Source organism: Enterobacter wuhouensis, from assembly GCF_004331265.1.
In the GTDB taxonomy this organism is placed as follows: Bacteria; Pseudomonadota; Gammaproteobacteria; order Enterobacterales; family Enterobacteriaceae; genus Enterobacter; species Enterobacter wuhouensis.
Window position 1 is genome coordinate 332,483 of sequence record NZ_SJOO01000004.1, and the last position, 26,815, is coordinate 359,297.

Below are 26,815 nucleotides of genomic sequence, written 5' to 3' on the forward strand. Positions count from 1 at the left end.
CGCGATCCTTATTGTCGGCGGGCCAGCTCCCGCTGAATGTGATCCAGCAGAATATCGATGTTAATAGGCTTACGCAAAAATGCAGCGGCGCCCAGGCTGAGAGCGTACCGCTGCATATTTTCATCAGCATGACCGGATATGAAGAGTATTGGCGGCGGCGGCACGGCCAGCAGGCGCAGCTTCTCAAGCAGCTCAATGCCGTTCATGCCGCGCAGCTTGATGTCGGCGATCACCAACGCGGCGTCGGACAGCGCGAGAGGATGGCTCAAAAACACCTCTGCCGAATCAAAGGTATCGGTTGTATACCCTTCCGACTGCAGCAGGTTACTCAGCCCGCTGCGGACAGAACGTTCGTCATCAATGATGGCAATGCGCCACGGCAGCGTCATGCTGTCTTTCCTCAAACAAAGCGTTACGCGTCGCGGCTTTCCTTCGCGGGCGCAGGGGGCGCAGTCCCGCTGATTTTCGGCACGCATTCGTGGCGAAACCAGGCCAGGGTAAGCGGTTCACGGCTCAATAGACGACGCCCGATGGGGATCAGCTGTTCTCCCACCAGCATGCCGAACAGGCCAAGCAGCGCGACCACCGGCGGGGCCGGTGAATGGACGTCGAGCAGGGCGTAAATTACCCCAGCAGCCACGCCGCATACCAGCGAAATTATCCAGGCCTTCATGATGACGCACCCAACGGGGGCTGCGCCTGCGGAACCGTCACCTGCACGCTGGCGGCGGGGTCGCGGGACATCAGATGGCGCATCGCCTGTTCGCCCGCCAGCATGCCCAGCAGGCCAATCAGCGCCAGCGCGGGCGGCGCGGGGGAGCGTACCTTCAGCACGGCATACATCAGGCCGATCAGCACGCCTGCCGCGAGGGATATCAACCCTGTACTCATTGTGAACTCCAGAGAAAAAGGCAGCGGCGAGCCGGATGAGGGACCAGCCCGCCAGCGGAACTTAGCGAGCCGGGACCGGCGCTAAGGTGCGGTGCTCGCTCTTCTGGCGAGACGGCGCTTTGTGCACCATGGTGTAGGCGTAATCCACGCCCATGCCGTACGCGCCGGAGTGCTCGCGCACGATATCCATCACCGCGGTGTAGGTCTCTTTACGCGCCCAGTCGCGCTGCCACTCCAGCATCACCTGCTGCCAGGTCACCGGGATCACGCCCGCCTGGATCATGCGCTGCATCGCGTAGTCGTGGGCTTCTTTGGAGGTGCCGCCGGACGCGTCCGCCACCATATAAATTTCGTAGTCGCCTTCCAGCATCGCGCACAGGGCAAAGCTGTTGTTGCACACTTCGGTCCACAGGCCGGCAACTACCACCTTCTTCTTGCCGTTGGCCTGCAGCGCGTCGCGCACCTTCTGGTCGTCCCAGGAGTTCATGGAGGTACGCTCCAGGATGTCCTGGCCCGGGAACACGTCCAGCAGCTCCGGATAGGTATTGCCGGAGAAGCTTTCGGTCTCAACGGTGGTGATGATGGTCGGGATGTTGAATACTTTTGCCGCTTTCGCCAGCGCCACGGTGTTGTTTTTCAGCACCTGGCGGTCAATCGACTGCACGCCAAACGCCATCTGCGGCTGGTGGTCGATGAAGATTACCTGACAGTTCGCAGGGGTTAAGACTTCGAGCTTTGAAGTGGTCATAAGATTATCCAGTGAGGTTAAAGGTTAAAATCGCCGTGAAAAGCACGCCGATAAAATCGCATTCATCCTATGACCCGCGCCGCCCGGGCGTAATTATCTCTTCGTATAGTTAACCTTAGGTATAGTTATACTTTGGTATACCTATCCTATTGTATAACTGGATCTTTGCCGAAACCGGTTCCCATAATCCTGACCATTCCCCTCTCAGTCTGGAGCAGTTATGGTTACCCTCGGTAAAGCCGATCTCATTCTGGTTAACGGCCAGTTTCACACCGTCGATCGCGAGAACCCTCTCGCGGAAGCCGTTGCCGTGCGCGACGGAAAATTTCTGGAAGTGGGTACCGTCGCCGAGGTGATGCAGCACCACTGCGACGGCACCAAGGTAGTGGACCTGAAAGGCCACACCGCCATCCCCGGCCTGAACGACTCCCACCTGCACCTGATCCGCGGCGGGCTGAACTACAACCTCGAGCTGCGCTGGGAAGGCGTACCGTCCCTGGCTGACGCCCTGCGGATGCTGAAAGAGCAGGCCCTGCGCACGCCGTCGCCCCAGTGGGTGCGCGTGGTGGGCGGCTGGACCGAGTTCCAGTTCGCCGAGCGCCGCATGCCGACGCTGGACGAGATTAACGACGCCGCGCCGGACACCCCGGTCTTCATCCTGCACCTGTACGACCGCGCCCTGCTCAACCGCGCCGCGCTGAAGGTGGTCGGCTACACCAAAGACACGCCAAACCCGCCGGGCGGGGAGATCCAGCGCGATGCCAACGGCAACCCGACCGGGATGCTGATCGCCCGTCCGAACGCCATGATCCTCTACGCCACGCTGGCCAAAGGGCCAAAGCTGCCGCTGGAACAGCAGGTCAACTCCACGCGCCAGTTCATGCGCGAGCTGAACCGTCTGGGGCTGACCAGCGCCATTGACGCGGGCGGCGGCTTCCAGAACTACCCGGAAGATTACGAGGTGATTGCCGAGCTGCACGAGAAAAAGCAGATGACCGTCCGCATCGCCTACAACCTGTTTACCCAGCGTCCGGGCCACGAGCTGGAAGACTTTGAAAAATGGACCGACATGCTCACGCCGGGCCAGGGCAGCGATTTCTTCCGCCACAATGGCGCGGGCGAGATGCTGGTCTTCTCCGCCGCCGATTTTGAAGATTTCCTCGAGCCGCGCCCGGACCTCGCGCCGGGCATGGAGGACGAGCTGGAGCGCGTGGTACGCCATCTGGTGGAGCACCGCTGGCCGTTCCGCCTGCACGCCACCTACAACGAATCCATCAGCCGCATGCTGGACGTTTTCGAGAAGGTGAACCGCGACATTCCGTTCAACGGCCTGCACTGGTTCTTCGACCATGCGGAAACCGTTACCCAGGCCAACATCGACCGCATCAAAGAACTGGGCGGCGGCATTGCCGTCCAGCACCGCATGGCCTTCCAGGGGGAATACTTTGCCGAGCGCTACGGCATCGAAGCCACCCGCCACACGCCGCCGGTGGCGAAAATGCTCGAGACCGGCGTGCCGGTGGGCTTAGGGACGGACGCCACCCGCGTGGCGAGCTACAACCCGTGGACCGCGCTCTACTGGCTGGTCTCCGGCCGCACCGTTGGCGGGATGCAGATGTACGACCACAGCGCCCGTCTGGACCGCGATACCGCCCTGATGCTCTGGACCCAGGGCAGCGCGTGGTTCTCCAGCGAGCAGAACCAGAAGGGGCAGATCAAGGTCGGCCAGCTCGCCGATCTGGCGGTGCTAAGCAAAGACTACTTCCGCGTGCCGGAAGAGGAGATCAAGGGCATCGAGTCCGTCCTGACGGTGGTCAACGGCGATATCGTTTACGCCGCAGGCAGCTTTGGCCCGCTCGCGCCGCCTGCCATTCCGGTTCTGCCCGAGTGGTCCCCGGTGGTGAAGGTGCCGGGCCACTACCGCAGCGCGCCGCCGCAGGCCGCACGCGTGGGCATGAGCGCCGTCCACCACTGCAGCGGCCCGTGCGGAGTTCACAGCCACCAGCATGATTTCGCCCGCACGTCAGAGATGCCGGTGTCCGACGATAACGCTTTCTGGGGGGCGCTGGGCTGCAGCTGCTTTGCATTCTGATGAAAAACACCTTTACCCCGCCCCGGATCGACCTGGGGCTATTCTTCCTGCGCCTGACCGGCAGCCTGCTGCTGCTGTACGTGCACGGCCTGCCGAAGGTGCTGCACTTCAGCGAAGAGCTGACGCGCATTGAAGATCCGTTCGGCTTCGGGCCTTACGCCAGCCTGATCCCGGCGATTGTCGCCGAGGTGATCTGCCCGCTGTTTATCATTGCGGGCGTGTACACCCGCCTGGCGTGCCTGCCGATTATCGCCGTGCTGCTGGTGGCGATGCTGGCGGTCCACCCGAACTGGTCGATTGCCGAAGGGCAGTTTGGCTGGCTGCTGCTGATTATCTTCACCACCCTCGCCCTCACCGGGCCAGGCCAGTGGCGGCTGCAGCGTAAGGCAGCGGAGAGGTTCGCATGACCCAGGTTAACGACGTTCGCGACGCACACGTCGAGACGACGCCCGCACCGACGGTTTCGCCCTGGCAGCCGCTGAGCCAGCCGGTGTTCCGCATGCTGTGGATCGCCACGGTGGTCTCTAACGTCGGCTCATGGATGAGCGACGTCGGCATCAACTGGAGCATGCTGACCCTGAGCGCCGACCCGCTGGACATCGCGCTGGTGCAGGCGGCCAGCAGCCTGCCGATGTTCCTCTTCGCCCTGCCGTCTGGGGTGATGGCGGACATCGTCGACCGGCGTAAATACCTGCTCTTCTCCCAGCTGTGGTTGTTCATCGCCGCCGCCGGGCTGACGGTGCTCTCCTTCACCGGACACGTCACCCCCACCGTTCTGCTGGTGGCGACGTTTCTGCTGAGCGTGGGCGCGGCGATGAGCTCGCCGCCGTTCCAGGCCGTGGTGCCCGATCTGGTGAGCAAGCCGGAGCTGGGTGCCGCCGTGGCGCTCAACTCGCTCGGGGTAAACATCAGCCGGGCGATTGGCCCCGCGCTGGGCGGTTTTCTGCTGTCGCTCGCCGGGCCGTGGATGGTGTTTGCCCTGAACGCGCTCTCCGTGGTCGGCGTGGCGTGGGTGCTGTGGCGCTGGCGTCCGGCGCCGTCCGTGCAGCGCCTGCCGCCGGAGCACTTCTTCTCTGCGGTGCGCTCAGGCATTCGCTACGTGCACGCCGCGCCGGTGCTGCGCAACGTGCTGGTGCGCACCGTGGCCTTCTTCGTTTTCGGCAGCGCGGGCTGGGCACTTCTGCCGCTGGTGGCGCGCCGCGAGCTGGGCTTAGGCCCTGCGGGCTACGGCGTGATGCTGGCGTGCATTGGCCTGGGGGCGATTGCCGGGGCCATCCTGCTGCCGCGCCTGCGCCAGCGGCTGAACGCCGACCGCCTGATGGTGGCCGCCAGCCTGACCTTTGCCCTCACCATGCTGGCGCTGGCGTTCGTGCGCCACGTCTGGCTGCTGAATCTGTTTGAGTTCTTCACCGGCTTCGCGTGGATTGCGGTGCTTTCAACGCTGAACCTCGGCGCGCAGCGCAGCGCCGCCCGCTGGGTGAAGGCCCGCGCGCTGGCGGTCTACCTGACGGTGTTCTTCGGCTCGATGACCGCGGGCAGCGCCATCTGGGGGCAGATCGCTTCCCGCTTCGGCACCCCGACCTCGCTGGTTGTCGCCACGCTGGGCATGGTGCTGGCGAGCGCGACGGTGTTCCGCTGGAAGCTGGGGAAAGATCCGGACCTGAACCTCGACCTCAGCGGCCAGCCGCTGGACGGCGTGGAGATTGACCTGCCCAACGAGCGCGGCCCGGTGCTGGTGTCGCACGAGTACATCATCGACCCGCAGAACACGAAGGCCTTCCTGGAGGCGGTTCACGAGCTGCGCCGGGTGCGCCGCCGCGCCGGGGCGATGAGCTGGGCGGTATACGAGGATATTGAGCGTCCCGGCCTGTTTATCGAGACCTTCCTGATGGGCTCCTGGATCGAGCATCTGCGCCAGCAGGAGCGCCACACCATGAATGACCTCCTGCTGCAGAGCCGCGTTCTGGCTTTTCATCAGGGCACAACATCACCGGCTATTCGCTACCTGGTCGCGCCGGTATAACCATAACCATCACCTGCACAGGAACACACTATGGCAACGTTTAAGGCAAAAGACGGCACGCAGATTTACTACAAAGATTGCGGCGCGGGCAAACCGGTTCTCTTCAGCCACGGCTGGCCGCTGGACGGCGACATGTGGGACAGCCAGTTGAACTATCTGGCCGAGCGCGGCTTCCGCGCCATCGCCTTTGACCGTCGCGGCTTTGGCCGCTCGGATCAGCCGTGGAACGGCTACGACTACGACACCTTTGCGTCCGACATTAACGACCTGATCGTCACCCTGGATCTGCGCGACGTGACGCTGGTGGGCTTCTCCATGGGCGGCGGCGACGTAACCCGCTACATCAACAACTACGGCAGCGCGCGCGTGGCCGGTCTGGCGCTGCTGGGCGCGGTGACGCCGATCTTCGGTAAATCCGATACCTTCCCGCAGGGCGTGGATCAGAGCGTGTTCGACGGCATTCGCGACGGGCTGCGTAAAGATCGCGCCCAGTTCATCAGCGACTTCGCGACGCCGTTCTACGGCATCAACGCCGGGCAGACCGTCTCTGCCGGTGCCCTGACCCAGACGCTGAACATCGCCCTGCTGGCGTCGCTGAAGGGCACCATCGACTGCGTGACCGCGTTCGGCGAAACCGACTTCCGCCCGGATATGGCGAAAATCGACGTGCCGACGCTGGTGATCCACGGCAGCAACGACCAGATCGTGCCGTTTGAAACCACCGGCAAGCTGGCGGCAGAGATGATCAAAAACGCCACGCTGAAGGTGTACGACAACGCGCCGCACGGCTTCGCGCTGACCCACCAGGACCAGCTCAACGAAGATCTGCTCGCGTTTGTGAAGTCGCTGTAAGTTCCCGAGGCTGACGCCAGAAGGCGTCAGCCTGAATATGCACTTCCGGGCATACCAAATTTGAGCGTAGAACTTCCTCTCCCTTGTGACTAGTATTCCTTCATTTCAAAGGGAGACTACATAAGATGAATATCCAGTTTCATAAGCGGCTAACTCGAAAGTTTATCATCGCTATTTTAACATCCTCTTCATTTGTCACAGCCTGTACATTTAGCGTTATATGGTTCTATCTTGCGAATATTGACCGGCTTGATATTTTATATGATGCATTGAGCGTGAGTAGCGCAGTAGGAATAATATTTGGGTTTACCCTTGTCTCACTACTTGGCTTCAGCCTTGTCATTTTTATCTCATCTTTCCTTGCTTACTTAATTTACACCGCACATGAGAAAGAGTTTGTTAAATACGAAGGTTTGACACATAGCTTTACCTCAGTCTGTTTTGGTAATAGCGTTGTAATGTGCGTTGTGCTTATCGGAGCGTTCTGCTTACAATTTTTTCTGCATGTAAATGGTTTTATCGTTCTTGCCTTAGCGATAGCCATAATACTGGCCGCATCGTATGGCTTATGCTACAAGCTTATGTTCAACGTTCAGTCATATAAGGATGTTGATGATACGCGTGATGTAAAATATTTGCAGAAAAACGCCGTCAGGAACTGGCTGCCTCTGTTATTGATTGCCCCTGCTTTTACACAAATCTTCCCACTCATTTTTATCGCGGGTCAGCTAGATTTTAACGAAGAAAGCAATACATTCTTACAGGTTATCATTTTCCTTGCACTCTCGGTCGCGATGATTATTGTGGGTATCTTCCCAGGAATGATCCTGATAAACGAAAAGAAAAATAAAAATTTATTGCAAATAATCATTTATACACTAATCATTATTCCTGTCAGCATGCTTGTCCTGACAATGATTTTCCGCCCCACCCCCAATATGATCATTAACATGACCATGAACCTTTCCGGCATTAGCGACTGGCGCACACATCAATATTACATAGATACTCACACTCACCCGCCAGCGATGTTTGATGGTTTAACATGGAACACACGTTACTATAAAGATATCCCTTCGAGATTCTTTATCACCGGCGTAAACATTTTCTCGCTTGGAAACATTCAGCTTATTTGCCCTACGCAAATCAATCATGCCAGATCGCTGAGCCTGAAAACTACGCCAGACAACTTTGACGAATATGACCTTCGCATAAAACGGTTAAAAAACACCGCTATGAAATGTATCCCGTTTAAGAAGGATGAGATACACCAATGGGATTCGCCTTTAGCTGAGCCTGTTTATTTTCAGAAAATTAAATCTACCGGTGATAGCCTCTTATTAAAGTTGCTTCATGATATTAAGTAGCTTTTTAAGAAACGCCCGCAACGCGGGCGCTACTTAATCAATTCACCGTAAGCGGAGGCTCATGCTTCTGCCCGGGCTCACCGGATTATGGCCAAAATCGACGTGCCGGCACTGGTGATCCACGGCAGCAACGACCAGATCGTACCGTTTGAAAGCACCGGCAAGCTGGCGGCAGAGATGATCAAAAACGCCACGCTGAAGGTGTACGACAACGCGCCGCACGGCTTCGCGCTGACCCACCAGGACCAGCTCAACGAAGATCTGCTGGCGTTTGTGAAGTCGCTGTAAGTCTTTAAAAGCGAAGCCTGATGGCGCTTCGCTTATCAGGCCTACAAGGGCTGGTCCTGTAGGCCGGGTAAGGCGCAGCCGCCACCCGGCGCTTTCGCAGACGCGTTCCGCTCCGCCAGCAGCCGACAAATCTCCGCATGCTTCTCCTCGGTAAAGGTAAAGCGCGACATAAACACAATGCGGATCAGCGACCCAATCGCCGGTAACAAACAAATCCCGAAGAACAGCCCCGACAGCACGCCTTCGCTCTGGATTTGCGCCTGCGGCACGTAGCCAATCATGGTCAGGAACACGCCGATTAGCCCGCCGCCCACCGCCACCGACATTTTGCCGGTAAAGGTCTGCCCGGAGAAGGTGATCGCCGCGCAGCGCTTGTTCGTGTGGTACTCCGCGTACTCGATGGTGTCGGCAATCATCGACGAGGTGAGGATGTTGGTCATCATCACGAACAGGGTGCTCAGGCCGAGCAGAATAAACAGCATCGTCACCTGCTGATACCCGACAAACCACATCACCACGCGCACCGCCACGTCCAGCCCGCAGAGGATCATAAACAGCTTCCGCTTCTGCATCCGCCGCGTCAGCATCGGCGCGACCAGGCACAGCACCGCCGCCACGATCCCCATCACGCCAATTGCCATCTGAAGGCTGCCGTCACCCAGGTTGTTGATAAAGAAGTAGATATACAGCCCGCCCGCCACGTTGTGGAACACGCAGAAGAAGAACGACAGCAGGACGATAAACAGCGGCTTGTTCTGACGCAGGTTGTGGAAGGTGTCGCGGATGGTCACCTTTTCCGGGCTCGGCGGCACGCGCTCTTTGATCTGCATAAAGCCGTTGAGCATCAGCGGCAGGCCCACCAGCATCATCACCAGCGCCGCCATAAAGTAGCCTTTATCGTTGCTGTACTGGGCGAAGAACGCCGCCAGCTTCGGGAAGAAAATGTTGGCGCAGGCAATCCCGGCGTTCACCCCGAGCATCGCCGCCGTCACCGCACGGGTGCGCTGGGCGGAGTCGTTGGTCATTACCGACGACATCGACCAGAACGGGATATCGGAGATGGCGTACAGCGTCCCCCACAGGATATACGTCACCCCGGCGTAGAGGATTTTGGTGGTCATGTCCGCTTCGATTTTATAGAACGACAGCAGCGTGACGCCGGTGATCAGCAGCGGGGCGATCAGCAAAAAGTGGCGAAATTTGCCGAACCGGCTGTTAATGGTGTCCATAATGCTGGCAAACAGCGGATCGTGAACCGCGTCCCACGCGCGGGCAATCAGGAAGATGGTGCTCGCCGCCAGCGCCGAGATCCCCAGCACGTCGGTGTAAAAATAATTAATAAACGAACCCACTAAACCAAAGCTAAAACACTGACCTAAACCATAGCCAAAATAAGACCACAACTCGCGAGACGGTATTTTCATTGTCGTTGCCATTGTTATATGCCTGCCTGGTTGCCCGGCGGTGGTCCGCCGGGTCGATATTATTAGCCCTGAACTTTCGGGGCGATCTTGCGCAACTGCTGCATTAATGCGATTTCACGGCGCGAGAACGGAATGCCGTTCTCCTCGAACACGTCGTGGAACCAGAGGCGGCAGTAGTCCGTGGACTCCTTCATCACCACCGGCCACGGCAGCCACGTCTGGGTTTTGCCGCGCACCAGCCCCCACTGGTACGGCGCGACCTTCGCCGCGTACATCAGCGGGAGCTGCTCTTCGATGGTGCTGCCCACGTGGCGCGCCAGCCATTCGGTGCAGAACAGCGGGCGACCGAGCTGTTGCAGCTGCTGGATAATCGCCGTCATCCGGCCGGTGTGGGTGTAGGCGTGGAAGCTCACCACGTCCGACAGTTCCAGTGCGGTCTGGTCCAGCAGGTGCTGGAAGAACGTCTCGCCCTCCTCTTCCGGCGGCAGGCGCCACGCGCAGACGGTGAGCGGCTGGGTCGGGTCTTCTTCACGCACCCACTGGAACGCGAGCTTCATCAGCGCGTGCGCGTAGGTCTCCAGCTTCGCGTCGTACTGCACCTCCTGCGTGCCGGTCGCGAAAATGCCGCGGTTGCCCGGCTCGTTATAGAGATCCCACAGCAGAACGCGCTTATCCTCGCGGAACTGGCGGACAACGTCGCGGATATAGCGCTCAATCTGCGGCCAGCAGTCGGGATCGCACACCCTGTCACGCCCCGGGCTCGCCGCCGCCTGGCTGTTGTGCTTGCCCGGCACCGGCGGCTTTTGCGGGCCGAGGTAAGGCTCGTCGCCGGAGAAGCCGCAGTCGTCCATCAGGGTCAGCATGGTGCTGAACCCGCGACCGTCGGCAATCGTCAAAAAGCGGTCGATGCGCGCCATCAGCCCGTCACGATCGTGCTCCCAGACGATAAACGGCAGGTTGATGCGCAGGGTGTTATAGCCCGCGTCCGCCGCCCAGCCCAGCTCGCGCTCGATGGTGGCGGCATCGAAGGTCTCTTCCTGCCAGATATCGGTCCAGTTCACCGCCGTCGACGGCAGATAGTTAAACCCGCACAGCCAGCCTTTTTGCTCGTACCACGCCTGTGCCTGCTCCCTGCTCCACTGCTCTTTCATTACGCGTCCTCTTACTGATAATATTTAGCTAATAAATATTAGCCGCGGGATAAATGCGCAAATCACGGCGTTTAGAAAAGCGATGCCCCTCACAAAGTTCACGCTTCGATGAATGAGAAACGTGATCGACGGCGCGTAAGCGCGCGGTTAGGGTATGATGCGAAATCGCGAAAGGGAGAGGACGGATGAAGCGAAAAACGAAAGTGACGATGAACGATATTGCGCGGGCGGCGGGCGTGTCGCAGGCGACGGTATCGCTGGTGCTTAACCAGTCCCGCAACATCAAGCTCAGCGACGACACCCGCCAGCGGGTGATTGGCGTTGCCACCGAGCTCGGCTACGACCGCCTCCCCGCCGTCCACGCCCCGCGCAACCAGGAAGAGATCGCCCTGCTGGTCAGCTCTATGCAGAGCTTCGACCCGTTTATCGACGCCATCAGCCAGGCGCGGGAAGCGGCGTGGCGCAACGAGACCCTGCTCACCGTCTACGACTACGGCGACGACATCGAGCTGGCGCTGAACATCATCCGCCAGCCGGAGAAGCGCAACTGCATCGGGATTATTCTCGCGTCTCCGGTCACCACGCTGGTGGATATGACGGCCTTCCAGGACTGCACCCGCATCCCGCTGGTGCTGCTCAACCAGCGCGACCCCGGCTCGCCGCTGCTGCCGTCGTTTATCCCGGACGACTACGCCAACGCCTTCCAGGTCACTAAACACCTCATCGCCTGCGGGGCCACGCGCATCGCCCACATCACCGGGGAGAGCTGGATGGAGGCCTCCCGCCAGCGTCTGGCGGGCTACCAGGCGGCATTACAGCAGGCCGGACTCGCGTGCGACGATAATCTGGTGCGCCAGACCAACTGGCAGTTCAGCGAGTCTTTTACCGCCACCACCTCCCTGCTGGAACTGGCCGCGCGCCCGGACGCCATCTTCTGCGCCAGCGACTGGCTGGCGATTGGCTGCTATCAGGCGCTGGCGGTGAACGGCGTGCGTATCCCGCAGGACATGCTGCTGGCGGGCTACGACGACCAGAAGATCTCCGAGCAGCTCACCCCGCCGCTGACCAGTATCCAACTGCCCTACAGCGAGCTGGGACGACTGGCGGTGGAGTACCTGTGCAATCAGGAAGATGCCGCCACGCACGTGACGCTGGCGGGCAGGCTGAAGGTGCGCGCCTCAAGCCTCGTCTGAGGTAAACACCATGCCCGCATAGGGCTTCTCGCGACACGCCGCCAGCCGCGCGGCGAGGCTGCCCACGTGCAGCTCCAGCTTGTGCCCGTCCGGGTCGAGAAAATAGAACGACGCCCCCTCGCTTTTATTCTGCTTCCAGACGGTGACGCCCGCCTGCTCCAGCCTTTGCGAGAAGGGTTCAAAATCCGCCTCCGGCACGGTAAACGCGTAGTGGGTGTAGTCGCTCTCCTGCGGCGGCACGTTCCTGCGCGCCTCGTCGTACGACAGGCAGACCCAGAGATCGCCGCAGGTGAGATAGGCCCCGGTATTCCAGCGGGCGTGCAGCGCAAGCCCCAGCAGCTCGTGCCAGAAGGTGACGCTTTTTTGCAGGTCGCTGACCGCGAGGTTCAGATGGTTGAGAGATTGCAGCATGACGTGCCCTTTTGTTTTTCGCGCCGGACGTGGTACGGTAAAAGCATGAACATAAACCACGCCGTGCTCATCGTAAACCGCTGGTGGCTGCCTTCTTAAAGGCGGCACGGAGTTGTTTTCCCCATTTTCAGATAGCCGCCGAAAGGCGGCTTTCACATTTCTAAGACCCCTTTCGGCAACTGCACATTAAGGAGTCTTTATGAACGCACCCACCATCCTCACCGGCGATCGCCCAACCGGCCCGCTGCACCTCGGTCATTTCGTCGGATCGCTGCGCCAGCGCGTGGCGCTCCAGCAGACGCACAACCAGTTTGTGCTGATTGCCGACCTGCAGGGCTTGACCGACAACGGCAGCAACCCGCAGAAAATTCGCGACAACATCCCCGAAGTGCTGGCCGACTACCTCGCCGCCGGCATCGACCCGAACCTGACCACGATCTGCCTGCAGTCCGCCCTGCCCGCCCTCGCCGAGCTGACGATGCTGTATATGAACATCGTCACCGTCGCCCGCGTGGAGCGTAACCCGACGGTGAAAAACGAGATTGCGCAGAAGAGTTTCGCCCGCTCGCTGCCGGTCGGGTTTATGGCCTACCCCATCAGCCAGGCGGCGGACATCACCGCGTTTAAGGCCGAGTGCGTGCCCGTCGGCGACGACCAGCTGCCGATGATTGAGCAGACCAACGAGATTGTGCACAAGATGAACAGCCTGCTGCCCGCCCCGGTGCTGCGCCACTGCAAGGCGATGCTGAGCGACACCAGCCGCCTGCCCGGCATCGACGGCAGCGCCAAGATGTCGAAATCGCTGGGCAACACGCTGCACCTTTCGGCCAGCGAAGAGACCATTCATCGTGCAGTGAGCGCGATGTACACCGATCCGAACCACCTGAAGGTGAGCGACCCGGGACAGATTGAGGGGAACGTGGTGTTTACGTACCTCGACGCGTTTCATCCGGACAAGGAGAAAGTGGCGGCGATGAAGGCGCACTATCAGGCGGGCGGGCTTGGGGACCGGGTTTGCAAGAACGAGCTGGAGGGGTGTTTGCAGGAACTGATTGCGCCGATGCGGGAGCGCAGGGCGATGTATATGCAGGACAAGGGAGAGCTAATGGCGATGCTGAAGCGCGGGACCGAACGGGCGCAGGGGGTGACGCAGGAGACGTTGAGGGAGGTGAAGGTTGGGCTGGGGGTGCCGGTGTTTTGACAGCAGATTAAATAATAATCCCGGCGCAGATCCGGGATATTTATCAGGCGTTGCGCTTAATCACCGGAATATCGCCGGTGTCGTTCAACGCTCCTGGAAATGTTTTTAACCACTGCGCGACTTTCTGCTTATTTATATTCACCACGCTCATCCCTTCCAGGCATCCCCATAATTCTCTTGTATGTTGTGGCGTAATCACAATGCAGTCTTTCATGGCGCGTATTTTTACGGGCATGCCGTTGATGAAACCCGCGCGTTTTAACCACTCGCCGCCCAAAAGAAGGTATTTCATATCTATGCGGGAATAAAGTTCGCAGCAGGCGGCACTGTCCTGCGGCGTCTCCGCGCGGGGATGGACGGGCGCCGCGTTAAGCTGGTTGCCGTGAAGTCGGCGGGCGCTGTTTTTGCGCACCAGCTCGCGGTTTTCAATCATGCCGGTGAAAGCGTCTGATTCTGTTTTGCAAACAGTAAACTCTGGCTTAAAATTCGTTGCAGCCATTTTCAACTCCTCAGTAGTTGTTTGTGGTTAGCGGTATGGGGGTGTTGCAGCACCTTCATATCGCGAATTCCTTGTTAAATTCTCTTTGATACTTCCTTTGCCGTTCGGCGTAATTTCTGGTGCTCATTATACAGGGCTGAATATAAATACAGCGGTTTTGGGTGGGGTAAATTTAGAATTTGCGAGGGGGATTCAGGAAATAAGGTTTGGTACGGTAAGGTCATGTTTTTGTTGATTGCGGGTTGATTGGTCTGGGTTTTGCGAGCATCATCGCAATTATTTACCTTCTTCCGTAACGCGATGGCTTCCAGCAAAACTCTCGAACAGGCAATTGCCGACATCACCATCTGGCGCAAAGGCGAACAGCGTGCGCCGCATAAGCCTTTATTGCTTCTGTACGTGCTGGCGAACTATCAGCAGGGACATGCGCGACTCTTTGATTACGGAACCGAGGTCCACGAGCAGCTGCTTAGCCTGTTAGAACGCTTTGGCCCACAGCGGAAGGCACATTACCCAAATATGCCCTTCTGGCGGCTCAAGAGGGACGGGTTTTAGGATCTTCAGAATACTGAGTTCTGTTCAACTACTGGCAGTAAACAACCGCCTGTTAAAGAACTTGTGGAACATAACGTCGCAGGCGGGTTTGATGAAGAACACTTTGCGCTGCTGAATAAGAACAAAAATCTGATCGGCTCGCTGGCGCAGCAGATCCTTGAAGCGCACTTTCCTGAAAGCATTCAGGAAGAGATCGCGGATGAAATGGGTTTTGATATCCAGCAGATCCGTAAGGTTCGCGATCCGCTGTTCCGTCAGCAGGTTCTGCGTGCTTACAACTACGAGTGCGCTATTTGTGGATTCAATATGCGACATGATAATGCCTCTGTTGGACTTGAAGCCGCGCATATCAAGTGGAAGCAGTTTGGCGGACCGTGTGAGATCCCGAACGGACTGGCGTTGTGTGCGATTCATCATAAGGCGTTTGATAAAGGATCGATTGGGCTGGATGAGAGTATGCGGGTGTTGGTGTCAGAGGCGGTGAATGGGGGCGGGATTGTTGGGCGGTTGTTCTGGGATTTTGCTGGAAAGCTGATTGCTTTGCCGATGGTGAAAGGGAATTATCCAGGGGAGGGGTTTGTGGAGTGGCATCGGAGGGAGGTATTTAGAGGATGAGTGCGAAGGCCGGACTCGAATTTCACACCTAATAGGCTGATATCAATATTGTTTATAAACAGAAATAAATAGTTATACCCGTACTTGTACCCACAAGTTAAAATCCGTACAAAAAATAGACATTTCAAGTGGGTATAAAGCCATACCAGTAGAACACCGATATGGCTATCAAAGCAGGATTCAGGCAGGAAGGAAAGTTTTCTTCAGAGGCACCAAAAGTTTGGTTTCGATATCAACCTGCTCATAGTTTTCAATGAGGGCTCTGACAAGATCGTCCAGCGTCCAGAGCGTCAGAGGTATCTGTGAGCGGTCGGCTTCATAGCGAGCATCTTTCGTAAAGCCCCCCGTACTGACATAAAGCCCACGATCTTCTGGATGACGACCGCCAATAAAGCTGCGGATCTGCTGACTCCCCATTTGCTCCCTGCGATGTTTTACCTCAACGATAATACGTGGATTTTCAAAACCAAATCCATCAGGTGAAGCAATAATGTCTTTACCCCGATCGGCTCCCGCAGGTGAGACCTGCGTTTTATAGCCCATGCCGCGTAAAACTCCGGCAACAAGATTTTGCATCTCATCCCAGTCAAGAGAGTTGATACGATCTTTGATACCCTCAAACGCCAGCATTTCCATATCGCGAAGCGGATCCGAAACAGCCTCATCTTCATCCATCGCAATTGGATTCTGAGTAATTACATCTGCAGTGGGTTTCTTATCCTGCAAAAGCTCTTCTAGCGCATATTCTGGAAGCTGGAAAACCGTCAGCGTAGAACCCAATGTGTTTTTGGTAGCAACAGACAGTCTATCGCGGTCGATTTCTTGAGTATTCCATTTAACCTGCCGAGCGATACCCATCCCCTCTTCCACCCATTCAGGATGATACTGGAAGTCTGAAGTAACTTTGCCTAGCAAATAAGTACGGTTGGCTGGCGAATAGGTAATAACCCAATCACCCTTTTGGATCTCATTCACAAAACGCCAGACCTGCGATGCGCCAGAACGGGCTGTTCCGAGCTTTGTTAAGGGATCAGCCTCCTGGTATAAGGCGAGTAACTGGGCTCGGGATAGGCCGGATTTGACTAATGGAGCCAGCTGAGACCAACCGATGCCTACAATTTGCTTATCGCGAAAATCGTCATAGAGCTTGCCGCCGTCACCGCGGATCATCCACATTCTATTGCCCATACCAGTCCCTTCATGAGGAAAAGAAATTATGCTGGATCATAAGCTTGATCGTAGTATGCGTCAAAACCATCAACAACGACGGCCCAGCATTCCCGGATTGTGCTTGCGATAATGTGCCCAGTTAAAATTACAGTTTCAATTTGCATGATATTTCGTCCATATAAGTAAAAGCACCAACCAGCATCGGCAGGTGCTTTTTGGAATGAGTAAATTAATTAAGTAAGGAAAGCTGCAGTGTGAATCAGGAAGGCTATTCCCAATGTTCACCGTGCCGCGCTTTCAATAAACCTGTTGCCTGTCGCGCCCGCAGAATATCGACTGCCCGCAGATATGGGGACTGTTCTTGCCAGTCGAATCCCCTGCGATCAATACGAACCAGCCCGTACTTTTCCACCAGAAAATTAACGGCATCGGCCAAAGATATACCGGCATCGATATGTTCCTGAATTACCGTTTCATCACTGAATGGCGTGTCGTTGAGAGTCAGGCCATAATGTTGTTCCAGCAGGAGTGCAAGCAGCATTTGCCAGACAGCCACGGGCGACAGACATAGCTTCGCCGCCTGCGGATTTGTTGCAGGTAGAGTTTTCATATTTGCTCTTGTGAAAGTAGTTAACGATGGGTGGAGTAAACGGCGATGTATACGTAGCCGCAACTGCCAAGGGTATCGGCTTCGCAGGTGAAACCATTGTGGTGCAGGGTGACACAGTGGGCATGGCGAGGATTCATTTCACCAGTAGTCAGCATCGATTCCATCTGGCTGATAAAATGCGGGAATGCCACATCCAGCTTAAGACATTCTGCTTCGCTGAACTTACCGGTGATACTGGCCCGGTCAGCCAGATAGTGCAGCCGGTTTCCCTCCTGTACCAGACGAGCGCCAAAGCAAGGTGTCACATTACGATTCAGACCCCACTTGAGAAATGAATCGTTCTCTGAGTCAGTAGATTTCATTGAAGTACCCTCATATCCAGCCTCGCTCTGCAAACGACACAATGCCATCTGATCCGATAACCAGATGATCGAGCGTGTTCACATCAACCAGTGCTAACGCTTCTTTAAGCCTACCCGTAATGTTGCGGTCACATTGACTGGGCTCCGGATCGCCGGAGGGATGATTGTGTGCGAGGACGACAGCTGCAGCATTGAAGCGAAGCGCTGACTTCACTACCTCGCGGGGATGGACCTGGACATGGTTAATCGAACCGGCAAATAGCGTTTCACTCTCCAGTAAACGGTGCTGGTTATCGAGATAGAGCACCATAAACACTTCCCGTTCTTGTCCTGCCAGATGTAACCGAAGCCAGTTACGGGCAGCAGTACTGGAGGTAAAGGATATACCGGGCTGGCGCAGATATTTATCCAGCAGGTTGATGGCACGACGAATGGTGCGTTGGGCATAGGGGGTTAATCCGGAGGTCGCGGGAAGCAAACAACCATGCTGGGCCATAATCGCCAGTGGAAAGAGTTCAGGCTGAGATGACAGCGGGGATAATACAGTATTCATGTTCGGTATCCCTCAGTCGATGAGATGCATAATGGCTCTGCACTCTGGATGGTTCAGCGCGTAGTCGCGTAAGCGATAATAGTGCTCAGTCATCGCGTCACACTCGGTGCGACAGGCGTGGTGATTGTAAGCCATCAGACAGGCGACCATCCCTGCAGCTTCACTGGTAAGCTCTGCGCCATTGCCGTTCATGCTGTTGAACAATGTCCACTTCTCATCGTGATCTGACTCGGGAGCCATAAAAGCGCCGCCGTTGCTGAGTGTCGAAAAACGCCAGATACCACCGTGGTTATCGGCACACAGCCGATCCATCCAGGCGAAAATGCGAGGTTCAAGGGTTATCCATTGTGGGATGGAGCCAAAGTGCTGCGGCCAGAAGCCGATGCGTAACTCGTCCGGGACCACTGAGGCAGTAATTGCGGTATGCTCCGCGAACTGATGATTTTGTGTATTCATTAAACTATCTCCTTATGCCGGAACGGTTGTTTAACGCCCGAAAAATTCGAGCATGTTTTCAGCCATAACCCACAGGGCGCGATTGAGCTTCACATCGCCATCAATACCGGTAACAGCACGGGTGCGGCTACTTTTCCCCAGAGCGGTTCGCCCTGACAGACCTCCTTTCATCAGGTTCTCTTGTAGCCGCTGATAGACGGTCCACAGGTCATCGCTGTAGTCCTCCCGGCGACGTGGGGTCAACAACTGCGATACCGTGACCGGCTGGTGGTCTTCACCAAAGCGATACTTCAGCGCGGCATTCGCCAGTGCGTTACGGGCTGGTTCTGGCAGTGCCAGTGACTGCATTGCATCGCGCTTCTCCTCCACCCGGTCAAACACACCGAGCACTTCGTAAGCCCCTTCAATCCCCCTCTCAACAACATTCCCTTTATGTGGTACCCGCACTTCGCCAAATGACTGTCCGCAGACCAGACCGTTGGTACAGACGCCTCGAAATAGCCCCGGCAACATCTGGTAGCTTGATGAGCCGTCATGGCTGTTAAGTAGAATGATTTCCGGCACCTGATGTCCGGTCAGTTGACCGGCACGACGCAGGCGAAGCATATGTTTGGTGTGTTCCCGCTTGCTCTGGTCGCGAACCTTTGTCTGGCAGGCAAAGAACGGCTCAAAGCCTTCACGCTGCAGGCTTTCGAGAATGGTAATGGTAGGGATGTAGGTGTAACGGTCTGAACGAGATTCATGCTTGTCACTCCCGAACACGCTGGGGACATGGCTCATCAGCTCTTCGTGGGTCAGAGGCCGGTCACGGCGTATCTGGTTTATACGGCCAAAGCGGCTGGCTAATCGCATGGCTAACTCCTTATCTGATAATGAAATAAAAACAAAAAGCCATGTTCCCGAAGGAGCATGGCCTGTTGCTATCTGGTGTTGGTGTGTTGCGGGCTGTAGAGAACTGAAATGTGGAGGATTAATCGCTGTAATGGGTGGTTCTGCAGCCACTGAGGTCAGATAATTCTTTCTCCGTATTCTTCAGCCCCGGACTGAAGGTGCCGACTTTTTTATCGTTGACGTAAACATCAAAATTCGCAGCCTGGCTCAGGGCGTCAATAAATGACACCCAGGCATTGTCACCGTTTCGCCAGCCGAGGAATGACGGTAACGGATACTGGCTGTCATCCATCACCACGGTGATGTCGGTTCCGTCATCGTGAGAATTCAGCAAGGTACCGTCGGGCAGGGTCAGGTATACGCTGTGCTGCAGCACATTCTGCTCATCGGGGCTGGTGGTGCAGTTAAGATTAAAGACCACTTTCTCCGGGCCGGTGATGATGTATTCGGTCACACCCTGAGCGAAGCCGCTGCTCCACATATTGGGGATGGCCTGTGCAACGGAGGCTGAGGCCAGCATAACGAACGCCAGGGCGGCATGAGATAAACGCATAAGTGATTTCCTTTCATTAACATCAGAGGGAGGGAATCCGTCAGGGCGCGCTGAAGCGCACCGGGAACCCGGACAACCTTAATTAATTTCATCAACGCTCTTATCTGTCTGTCGTTTTGTCCTTCCATTTTGGCCGGTTGCTACCCGAAAAGGATTTCACCATCGACCAGTATTCCACCGGGAATCGTTTTACCAGTTCCCCGTTGAGACGGACATCGATAGTCCGGTACTGCCCGTTGTTCATGGTCCCCTGACTGAAGTAAGCATTGCTGCTGCAGGTCCCCGTGTCGTACTGGTTCCAGGCTTTTTCGGGTTTACCCACTACGTAAAAATCCCCCAGGGCGCAGCCGTTAGTGGATTTACGATTAACGATGGCCACCCTGTTCGTTGCCGCCAACACGATGGTGCAGGAGCTTTGTTTTCCCCCACAGACATCCCATAACACCCGACCACCAGGGTCCTTAAACGACCAGATAGTGTTCGCCGGAATATCGACCCGTTCCCGTGCCGCGGTACTGAGACTGACGCAGAAGACCAGCGCAAAAACTGCAAACCTCATTTTCATTTTTCATTCCTTAGCCATTTCAGAAAATCCGGAGTCAGCGCCCGCAACGGCGTACCTGGTGCGCTGCAGACTGAGCAGATGCCTTTAGATATCGATCGATAATAACGATCAATAAAATAGATATCGATCGTTACATTCTATTAATAAGAGCAAGGGTTGTCATCCCTTTCGGGGAAAATGTGTGACAGAACAGGGACTCAGGTATCCGGTGCCACGAAGTGGGGGCAACGGGGTATTCTGATTACAAGAAGTGGGTCTGGGAATGAGACTCATGCCCACGGTTGACCGGGAGGAGTATAAAGTCTGGTTTCAGAAGAAAATCCAGTCCCAGACGGCACGGGCGACGGACACCACCACATCACGCACGGTACGAATCACCGTTTTCAGCGATGCAGGCAGGAACGACGATGACTCTGCCGTATCAAAAACCCGGCTCACAGCTTCACCGAAACTGTCGCGGGCCTGCGACTTTACCGGCTCTGTGCAGAGTCTCCCTTGCAGTTGTGTCACCACCGGGCTGGTGGCGCGGTCAGGCAGACAACACATCATGTTTGCCACCATATCCTCAATGCCCCATCCAGTGCTGGCGGACACCACACAGACCGGATGATGCGGTTTAAACATTGCCATAATCGCAACCTGCTTCGCTTTAAGATTTACCTGTTGTTGTGGCGAGGGCGTGCCGATCGCGCTATCCCATTCATGACAGGGTTCGATTTTGTCGGCCTGGTTAATCACAAACAGTACCTTTTGCCTGTAAGGTTGCATCACGCCGTGCCAGAACTGCTCGTCCACGGTCAGTGCCCGATCGTCGGCCTTAATGACCCACAGCACCAGGTCCAGCTCCGGCAGCATACGACGGTACAGGGCCCGGTACTCATGATCCCGCCGCCCGTTTTCACCTACACCCGGTAAATCGACAATTACCAGACTGTGACGCCCGCTGCGTAGCCGGAAGCGCAGTACGTCGCGAGTACAGGCGTTCACGTCACATACCGGCGACACCTCGCCCCGGAAAAGCTCGTTGCAAAGAGAGGATTTACCAGCACCACTTTTGCCCATGATGCCAATCAACGGCTCGTAGTGGGTCAGGTTCTGGATACGTTCAAGAATAAGCTGACGAAGCGTGTGAGGAAGCGACGCGAGCGGTTGTTCAAGGGCCTGAAGGCCATCAGGTTTATTCATACAGTAGTCTCAGCGTGAAAAATTAAAAATCCCGCGATCTAGTCAGGAAGGCGGGGATTCACTGAGATAATATCTGTCTGAAATAATTTGGAATTTTAGATTAACACGTAAAGGACCTTGTGCAATATAGGATTGAACGATGTCTGCTTCATGCCTGAAGCAGATGATATCAGCATTCTGTAATGCTGATTCTTTAGAAGTTGGCCAACTGTCTTGAAGTCATTTCATTCCTTATTTTTCTGATTTATAGCTTATAGCATCGGAGTTGCAAGAAGCACGTTTTACATCGAAGGTTTTCATATATTCATTATATGCCTCTGGCCATTCCTCCATTGAGGAAGATAGTTTTTTATAAGCGCCACTATCTGAAATAACATAATCCATATCAGAAATTGCAAGTTGTTTTATAGATGATGCAATATTTACTGCCAGTACTGATAGACGTTCAGAAGAATAAGAACTTATCGACATTGCTTTAGTTATGGCTGATTTCGCTGGTTGGTAAAGTTGATTATGATTAGCTTTATATAAAAGAGATTTATCAGCATCAAATGCAGCTACCGCAGCCAAAAAATCAGAGGCTTTTTCACGAAATTTGTATTCATCTTCGTTAACAGCAGTAGTACAAATCGTTCTGGCATTGATGAGTGCTGGGACTCTTGTACTTTCAACTAACTTTGAACCCGTGAGATATGAGCCGGCCATTCCCCCTAAAGCTGCGATTATTGCGACCAATAGCGCACTGCCTATGTTTAAAGATGCTTTAACAACTTCAGCCTTGTTCTGCGCATTTCCAGAGTGTGCACTAATGTTACTATCATTGTGGCTACCAGACATATCAAGCTTCCTAAGTTATTAAGCTTTAGTTCCTGCTATTATCTACATTCACACAAGTTAAGAATTCTTTTTTACGAGAATATCAGTAAGTTGGGTTTCATGAAAGATACTAGTGATCAACTCGAAAATTTTAACAAATTATATTGAGTTGGGTCCGCTCTTCGCTCACAGCGGACCTAACGGACTTGCTTTAGGTCTGCTCCGTGCAAGGAGCGGAAGTTTACCGTTTTAGAAATCATGCTAATTAGCATAAAATCTCTCAACTGATGGGGTCTGGAGTTGCAGAAAAAATGACTACAAGGCAGTATGCGCAAAAATCAATCTTCGATCTGGAGGAAATTTTCGAGCGGTCACGGAACAATGCTAGTGAACTTGAACGGCTGTTGAACGAACTGACCTTCCGCAATACTGCCAAGGCCCGAACGTTGAGGACTAAAATCGAGCAAGCCCGAACTGTACTTAGTGGTCACTGCGTGATCTCAATGTCGGATTCCAGTCCATCAGCGCGTCATCCTGGCTCGTCGTCCACACAATCCTCCCAAGTTCCGCCCCGTGATGAGCCTGCAGCGGTAGTGCAACAGCAACCCAAGGCTAATCCAGCTCCTGTCATGCAACAGCAATTCGGCGAAGACCAGATCGACCTAGGTCCACTCCCATCTTTCTCTCCGACAGGTAAGTCGAATGATGCGCGAGCAATACTGGCAGCATGGACAGCCCTCGAAGCACTGTCGCCTCAAGGTTATAAACGCCCAGAGGATATGGCAACCGGCGACCGCTCTAGGGTTGCCCTATTGGAGCGAGGTGTACCATGGGGACCAAATGCCCGCAGCAAGCCCAGCCATAAGCTTTATTTCGAGGTCGTCCTCGGCTCCATCGCTCTCGACAAGGCGACGGACGAGCTGGTCAAGGTTTTTGGCGAGGATGAGGAGCGTTCACGCCCGGACGGTAAGAAAGCGGCCATCGGCTCGATCCTGATCGACAAAGAAGGCTATGTGCTTGAGGAAAAAGGCGTTGCCGTGTCCAGTTTTGCCTGGGCACTCAAGCCGGCTCTCGATCTTAAGCTTGGGAGTTTAGGGAATTGGCCGAATGTTGAGCCGCGCATTATCGAGCATCTGGATCGAATGGTTCGCCACCACAACAAAGATGGAGAACCCATACCGATCGATCTGAATGTTGTTCATAACGCTTATAAATGGCTTGTATCGCAGTTCAGTGTACCCGAGCATTTGGTTGAGCCACCCACATTCGCGATTAAGGTGTTTCATCATTTCAAGGCTAAGGCGCCGCCTGAACCTTCGTTACTGAATTCCTTCTATCTTGAAGATCTCGGTGAAGCAACCAAATTGCTCGAGACGGGCAAAGCCGGAACCGGTTTGCGCCGCTACATGGGAATTGGCAGACCTGACCAGAAAATCGACGTGCTATCGCCCATTTCCGCAGTTGAGCCGTTCGTCGCACCGTCGCTCATGCCGCAGGCTCGTTGGCCTTCGAAAGGCGGCCATCCACTGGTGTTGCTTCAACAGGCTGCCGTGAATGCGGCGCGTGCTGAGCTGAATGATGCTCCAGGTATCATCGGCGTCAATGGGCCTCCGGGAACCGGTAAGACCACTCTTCTCCGGGATATCGTCGTTGGATGCATTCTCGATCGGGCCACGGCGATGTCCGGCTTCAACAAACCGCAGGATGCCTTTTCCACAACAGGCGAGAAGCTGGCATTCGGTTCCAATGCATTCCTGCACTTCTACAAGTTACATGCATCCTTGAGGGGCCATGAGATCGTCGTAGCCTCCTCCAATAACAAAGCGGTCGAAAACGTCAGTAAAGAGCTTCCTCTCAAGGAAGCCAATGGTCGCCATGAACAGATCGCCTACTTCCGGTCCATCAGCGACCTGATTGCGAATCCCAAACGCGCCGGCTATTTCGAAGCCGAGGCCGAGGGGGACATCCCCTCCGACACTGTCGAAACCTGGGGGCTGATCGCCGCTGCTCTCGGCAAGAGCAGCAACCGAGGCGCGTTTCAGCAAGGTTTCTGGTGGAATGAAGACGGTGGTTTCCTTACCTACCTGAAAGCAGCTCGCGGCATAAATGTCATGCGTGAGATCAAGGACGAGCGAACTGGCGAAACCATCGATCGTGTGATGCCCAGCGTGGTTGTCAATGAGCGGCCCAGCACCAACGAAGCGGATGCTGCTGCGGCCTGGCTGAAAGCGCGAACCGCCTTTCTTAAACTTAAGGAGACGGTAGACGCCGAAATCGCCAGCATCGAAGAGATGCGACGGGATATCCAGGCGCTCAAGGGAGCGATCACCGAACTTCAAAGGGCTGAACAGCGTCGACCGAGTCTGAATGAAGCCGTCGAAGAGGCACACAAGACTGCTGAATCCTGCCAACGAGAGCATGAGAAGGCAAAATCGCAGATCGAGCAGGACAAGATCATGCTCGACAGCCATCTTGCTTGCCGTCCAGGTTTCTTCTCCCGTTTGTTTGCGACTGCGGCCTGGAAGTCGTGGAGATCGACACTGCAGAAGCTCTCGACGACCTTGCAGCAATCAGTCATACGGGCGCAGGGGACGGACGGTGCCCTAGAGCTTGCAAGGGCTGAGTGGAGCAATACTGAGTCCCTGTTACAGCAACTCGACCAGGAAATTTCCAGCAAATGTCAGGCTGTCTCGAAATTGAAGGCAACCGAGGCACAGGCACGAAACCGTATGGGAGACAGGGTCGTTGATGAGAGGTTCTTCGAGCGCGAGCACGAGGCTATCCACCTCACTGCGCCATGGCTTCCCGATGAGGTTCATCGCCTGCGGGAGGATCTTTTCGCCGCTGCCCTGACTGTGCATAAAACGTTCATCGATGCTTCGGCCAGCCGCTTGCAACACAATCTTGGGTTATTGATGTCAGGCATGGTAGCTGGTGCCTTCCAGTCTTCCGCTCACCGTGAACTTCTCCCCGACCTTTGGTCAAGCCTTTTCGTGGTTGTGCCGACCGTGTCCACGACATTCGCCTCTGTTCGGACGATGTTCGGGGATCTGCCACCAGAGAGCATTGGTTGGCTTCTGGTAGATGAAGCGGGCCAAGCCGTTCCTCAGGCAGCAGTTGGAGCTATCATGCGGGCAAAGCGCTCCATTGTGGTAGGTGACCCGTTGCAAATCCCACCTGTAGTTTCACTTCCTGAAAAGCTGAACGCCGAAATCTGCAAGTTCTTTGACATTGACCAAGTCGAATGGTCTGCCCCCGCAGCATCTACGCAGACCCTTGCTGATCAGGCATCGCGCTTCAAATCCACCTTCGTCATGGACGTAGGTGATCGAGAAGTCGGGCTGCCATTGCTCGTTCACAGGCGTTGCCAGAACCCAATGTTTGATGTTTCTAACTCCATCGCCTATGCCGGGCAGATGGTCCATGCTGTCGGGCCTAAAAAACCCGGATCTATAGGCTCGGCTTTGGGGAGATCTCACTGGGTGGATATCAATGGCGATGCTGAGACGAAGTGGTGTCCCGACGAGGGCGAAGCGGTTGTGCGAATGCTCAAAGAGCTGGCAGCATCGGGCATTACAAATCCGGACGTATTTATCATCACACCATTCAAGATCGTAGAGCAGAACATGCGTCGGCGTCTCGACAGTGAAACTGATCTGCTGCGAACGTTCGGCGTAAAGCTGGATGAATGGTGCCGTGATCGTGTAGGCACAATCCACACGTTCCAGGGCCGAGAGGCGGACACGGTAATCCTGTTGCTGGGTGCGCCGAAAGCGAGTCAGCAAAGAGCACGTCAGTGGGCGGCAAGCCCACCAAACATAATCAATGTAGCCGTCTCACGCGCCAAGCAAAACCTGTATGTGGTCGGCTCGGCTGCTGCATGGACAGGGGCGGGAACTAGCCTTCAGGTCCTGCATCGGCAATTGGCGAAATCAGCCTAACAATCTCCGAGGCGGCACTCATTGTTAAGGGCACATCGCAACTAATCTTTTATTTAGCTCTGTAACGAGCCGACCGCTATGTGCCAAGAGCGGGCGTTACTGGAATTATGAGTACCTACATTTATGAAAGAAAGTATGAATGCAATACTTGTTTAAAATTACATTACGACATCTAAAAGTTCGTATATCGAAATTATTTACATATAAACTAATAAGAACTAAAATATTCAAAAGATTGTTTTCAATATTGGCATTTGTATATTTGGCTTGTACTCGCTTACATTCTTTTCTGTATGGTCTATACAGCATATCTCTAGTTTTATAGTTAAGCCTGTTAAAAGTCAGGCTTAACTAACAATGAGTGGCTTAATTCAGTCTGAACCTACAGTAAAGATATCGGAAA

At 55.4% G+C, this 26,815-nt stretch carries 26 protein-coding genes and 2 pseudogenes; 10 read left to right on the top strand and 18 right to left on the bottom strand.

All coding sequences use genetic code 11. The annotated features are described in order from the left end of the window. Nucleotides 1-8: 8 nt before the first annotated feature. The 4 genes from E0L20_RS11660 to E0L20_RS11675 all read right to left on the bottom strand — a co-directional run bounded on the left by E0L20_RS11660 (nucleotide 9) and on the right by E0L20_RS11675 (nucleotide 1,639). On the bottom strand, nucleotides 9-389 hold the full coding sequence (locus E0L20_RS11660; RefSeq protein ID WP_131634104.1) for a response regulator transcription factor: 381 nt from the start codon (nucleotides 387-389) through the stop codon (nucleotides 9-11). Between the two features lie 23 nt (nucleotides 390-412). Continuing rightward, entirely contained in the window at nucleotides 413-673 is a 261-nt protein-coding gene (locus E0L20_RS11665; RefSeq protein WP_131634105.1) for a XapX domain-containing protein, read from the bottom strand. Continuing rightward, complete coding sequence (locus E0L20_RS11670) at nucleotides 670-891, bottom strand: DUF1427 family protein (protein ID WP_131634106.1); 222 nt, start codon at nucleotides 889-891, stop codon at nucleotides 670-672. The genes E0L20_RS11665 and E0L20_RS11670 overlap by 4 nt, the downstream gene beginning before the upstream one ends. Before the next feature lie 61 nt (nucleotides 892-952). After that, nucleotides 953-1,639 (bottom strand): hydrolase, encoded by a 687-nt coding sequence (locus E0L20_RS11675; protein ID WP_131634107.1) that lies wholly within the window; start codon nucleotides 1,637-1,639, stop codon nucleotides 953-955. Nucleotides 1,640-1,859: 220 nt separating this feature from the next. Between E0L20_RS11675 and E0L20_RS11680 the strand changes: the two genes are divergently transcribed. The 6 genes and pseudogenes from E0L20_RS11680 to E0L20_RS11705 form a co-directional block, all read left to right on the top strand. Next, nucleotides 1,860-3,731, top strand: a complete 1,872-nt coding sequence (locus tag E0L20_RS11680) for an amidohydrolase (RefSeq protein ID WP_131634108.1) — start codon at nucleotides 1,860-1,862, stop codon at nucleotides 3,729-3,731. Further along, a complete protein-coding gene (locus tag E0L20_RS11685) occupies nucleotides 3,731-4,138 on the top strand; it encodes a DoxX family protein (RefSeq protein WP_131634109.1) in 408 nt (135 codons plus the stop codon). The genes E0L20_RS11680 and E0L20_RS11685 overlap by 1 nt, the downstream gene beginning before the upstream one ends. After that, nucleotides 4,135-5,754, top strand: a complete 1,620-nt coding sequence (locus tag E0L20_RS11690) for an MFS transporter (protein WP_131634110.1) — start codon at nucleotides 4,135-4,137, stop codon at nucleotides 5,752-5,754. The genes E0L20_RS11685 and E0L20_RS11690 overlap by 4 nt, the downstream gene beginning before the upstream one ends. A gap of 30 nt (nucleotides 5,755-5,784) precedes the next feature. Continuing rightward, entirely contained in the window at nucleotides 5,785-6,606 is an 822-nt protein-coding gene (locus E0L20_RS11695) for an alpha/beta fold hydrolase (RefSeq protein ID WP_131634111.1), read from the top strand. 125 nt (nucleotides 6,607-6,731) lie between these two features. After that, nucleotides 6,732-7,973: a hypothetical protein gene (locus E0L20_RS24065; RefSeq protein ID WP_242673401.1), complete on the top strand. Its 1,242-nt coding sequence runs from the start codon at nucleotides 6,732-6,734 to the stop codon at nucleotides 7,971-7,973. Nucleotides 7,974-8,048: 75 nt separating this feature from the next. Next, nucleotides 8,049-8,261, top strand: a pseudogene (locus E0L20_RS11705) (alpha/beta fold hydrolase); the annotation flags it as partial. Between the two features lie 41 nt (nucleotides 8,262-8,302). Here E0L20_RS11705 and E0L20_RS11710 read toward each other — a convergent pair. Both E0L20_RS11710 and E0L20_RS11715 read right to left on the bottom strand, forming a co-directional pair. After that, entirely contained in the window at nucleotides 8,303-9,697 is a 1,395-nt protein-coding gene (locus E0L20_RS11710; protein WP_063428687.1) for an MFS transporter, read from the bottom strand. A gap of 50 nt (nucleotides 9,698-9,747) precedes the next feature. Continuing rightward, entirely contained in the window at nucleotides 9,748-10,836 is a 1,089-nt protein-coding gene (locus E0L20_RS11715; RefSeq protein WP_131634112.1) for a cellulase family glycosylhydrolase, read from the bottom strand. 185 nt (nucleotides 10,837-11,021) lie between these two features. Between E0L20_RS11715 and E0L20_RS11720 the strand changes: the two genes are divergently transcribed. After that, entirely contained in the window at nucleotides 11,022-12,029 is a 1,008-nt protein-coding gene (locus E0L20_RS11720; protein ID WP_131634113.1) for a LacI family DNA-binding transcriptional regulator, read from the top strand. Here E0L20_RS11720 and fosA read toward each other — a convergent pair. Further along, nucleotides 12,015-12,440 (bottom strand): FosA/FosA2 family fosfomycin resistance glutathione transferase, encoded by a 426-nt coding sequence (gene fosA / locus E0L20_RS11725; protein WP_131634114.1) that lies wholly within the window; start codon nucleotides 12,438-12,440, stop codon nucleotides 12,015-12,017. The genes E0L20_RS11720 and fosA overlap by 15 nt on opposite strands. 199 nt (nucleotides 12,441-12,639) lie before the next feature. On the opposite strand from fosA, the gene trpS reads away from it, so the two are divergent. After that, nucleotides 12,640-13,641, top strand: coding sequence for a tryptophan--tRNA ligase (gene trpS / locus E0L20_RS11730; protein WP_131634115.1), 1,002 nt, complete (start codon nucleotides 12,640-12,642; stop codon nucleotides 13,639-13,641). A gap of 43 nt (nucleotides 13,642-13,684) precedes the next feature. Here trpS and E0L20_RS11735 read toward each other — a convergent pair whose 3' ends face one another. After that, a complete protein-coding gene (locus tag E0L20_RS11735; protein WP_131634116.1) occupies nucleotides 13,685-14,140 on the bottom strand; it encodes a SymE family type I addiction module toxin in 456 nt (151 codons plus the stop codon). Nucleotides 14,141-14,440: 300 nt separating this feature from the next. Here E0L20_RS11735 and E0L20_RS11740 point away from each other — a divergent pair. Further along, a pseudogene (locus E0L20_RS11740) lies at nucleotides 14,441-15,310 on the top strand (phosphorothioated DNA-binding restriction endonuclease). A gap of 180 nt (nucleotides 15,311-15,490) precedes the next feature. On the opposite strand, the gene E0L20_RS11745 reads toward E0L20_RS11740, so the two are convergent. The 10 genes from E0L20_RS11745 to E0L20_RS11790 all read right to left on the bottom strand — a co-directional run bounded on the left by E0L20_RS11745 (nucleotide 15,491) and on the right by E0L20_RS11790 (nucleotide 22,492). Then, complete coding sequence (locus E0L20_RS11745) at nucleotides 15,491-16,498, bottom strand: restriction endonuclease (protein ID WP_022650318.1); 1,008 nt, start codon at nucleotides 16,496-16,498, stop codon at nucleotides 15,491-15,493. Nucleotides 16,499-16,748: 250 nt separating this feature from the next. Beyond that, nucleotides 16,749-17,090: a TA system toxin CbtA family protein gene (locus E0L20_RS11750; protein WP_022650317.1), complete on the bottom strand. Its 342-nt coding sequence runs from the start codon at nucleotides 17,088-17,090 to the stop codon at nucleotides 16,749-16,751. 20 nt (nucleotides 17,091-17,110) lie between these two features. Continuing rightward, on the bottom strand, nucleotides 17,111-17,452 hold the full coding sequence (locus E0L20_RS11755; RefSeq protein ID WP_116696546.1) for a type IV toxin-antitoxin system YeeU family antitoxin: 342 nt from the start codon (nucleotides 17,450-17,452) through the stop codon (nucleotides 17,111-17,113). 10 nt (nucleotides 17,453-17,462) lie between these two features. Beyond that, on the bottom strand, nucleotides 17,463-18,005 hold the full coding sequence (gene radC / locus E0L20_RS11760) for a RadC family protein (protein ID WP_022650315.1): 543 nt from the start codon (nucleotides 18,003-18,005) through the stop codon (nucleotides 17,463-17,465). A 12-nt stretch (nucleotides 18,006-18,017) separates the two neighbouring features. Next, complete coding sequence (locus E0L20_RS11765; protein WP_022650314.1) at nucleotides 18,018-18,461, bottom strand: antirestriction protein; 444 nt, start codon at nucleotides 18,459-18,461, stop codon at nucleotides 18,018-18,020. Between the two features lie 30 nt (nucleotides 18,462-18,491). Next, entirely contained in the window at nucleotides 18,492-19,313 is an 822-nt protein-coding gene (locus tag E0L20_RS11770; protein ID WP_131634117.1) for a DUF932 domain-containing protein, read from the bottom strand. 118 nt (nucleotides 19,314-19,431) lie between these two features. Next, nucleotides 19,432-19,905: a hypothetical protein gene (locus tag E0L20_RS11775; RefSeq protein ID WP_022650312.1), complete on the bottom strand. Its 474-nt coding sequence runs from the start codon at nucleotides 19,903-19,905 to the stop codon at nucleotides 19,432-19,434. Between the two features lie 100 nt (nucleotides 19,906-20,005). Then, nucleotides 20,006-20,464 (bottom strand): hypothetical protein, encoded by a 459-nt coding sequence (locus tag E0L20_RS11780; protein WP_236728077.1) that lies wholly within the window; start codon nucleotides 20,462-20,464, stop codon nucleotides 20,006-20,008. A gap of 315 nt (nucleotides 20,465-20,779) precedes the next feature. Then, a complete protein-coding gene (locus E0L20_RS11785; RefSeq protein WP_022650310.1) occupies nucleotides 20,780-21,655 on the bottom strand; it encodes a GTPase family protein in 876 nt (291 codons plus the stop codon). A gap of 231 nt (nucleotides 21,656-21,886) precedes the next feature. Then, nucleotides 21,887-22,492 carry a hypothetical protein gene (locus tag E0L20_RS11790; protein ID WP_124982910.1) on the bottom strand — a complete coding sequence of 202 codons (606 nt, stop codon included), beginning with the start codon at nucleotides 22,490-22,492 and terminating at the stop codon, nucleotides 21,887-21,889. 290 nt (nucleotides 22,493-22,782) lie between these two features. On the opposite strand from E0L20_RS11790, the gene E0L20_RS11795 reads away from it, so the two are divergent. Then, nucleotides 22,783-26,412, top strand: a complete 3,630-nt coding sequence (locus E0L20_RS11795; RefSeq protein ID WP_131634118.1) for a DEAD/DEAH box helicase — start codon at nucleotides 22,783-22,785, stop codon at nucleotides 26,410-26,412. Nucleotides 26,413-26,815: the final 403 nt, after the last annotated feature.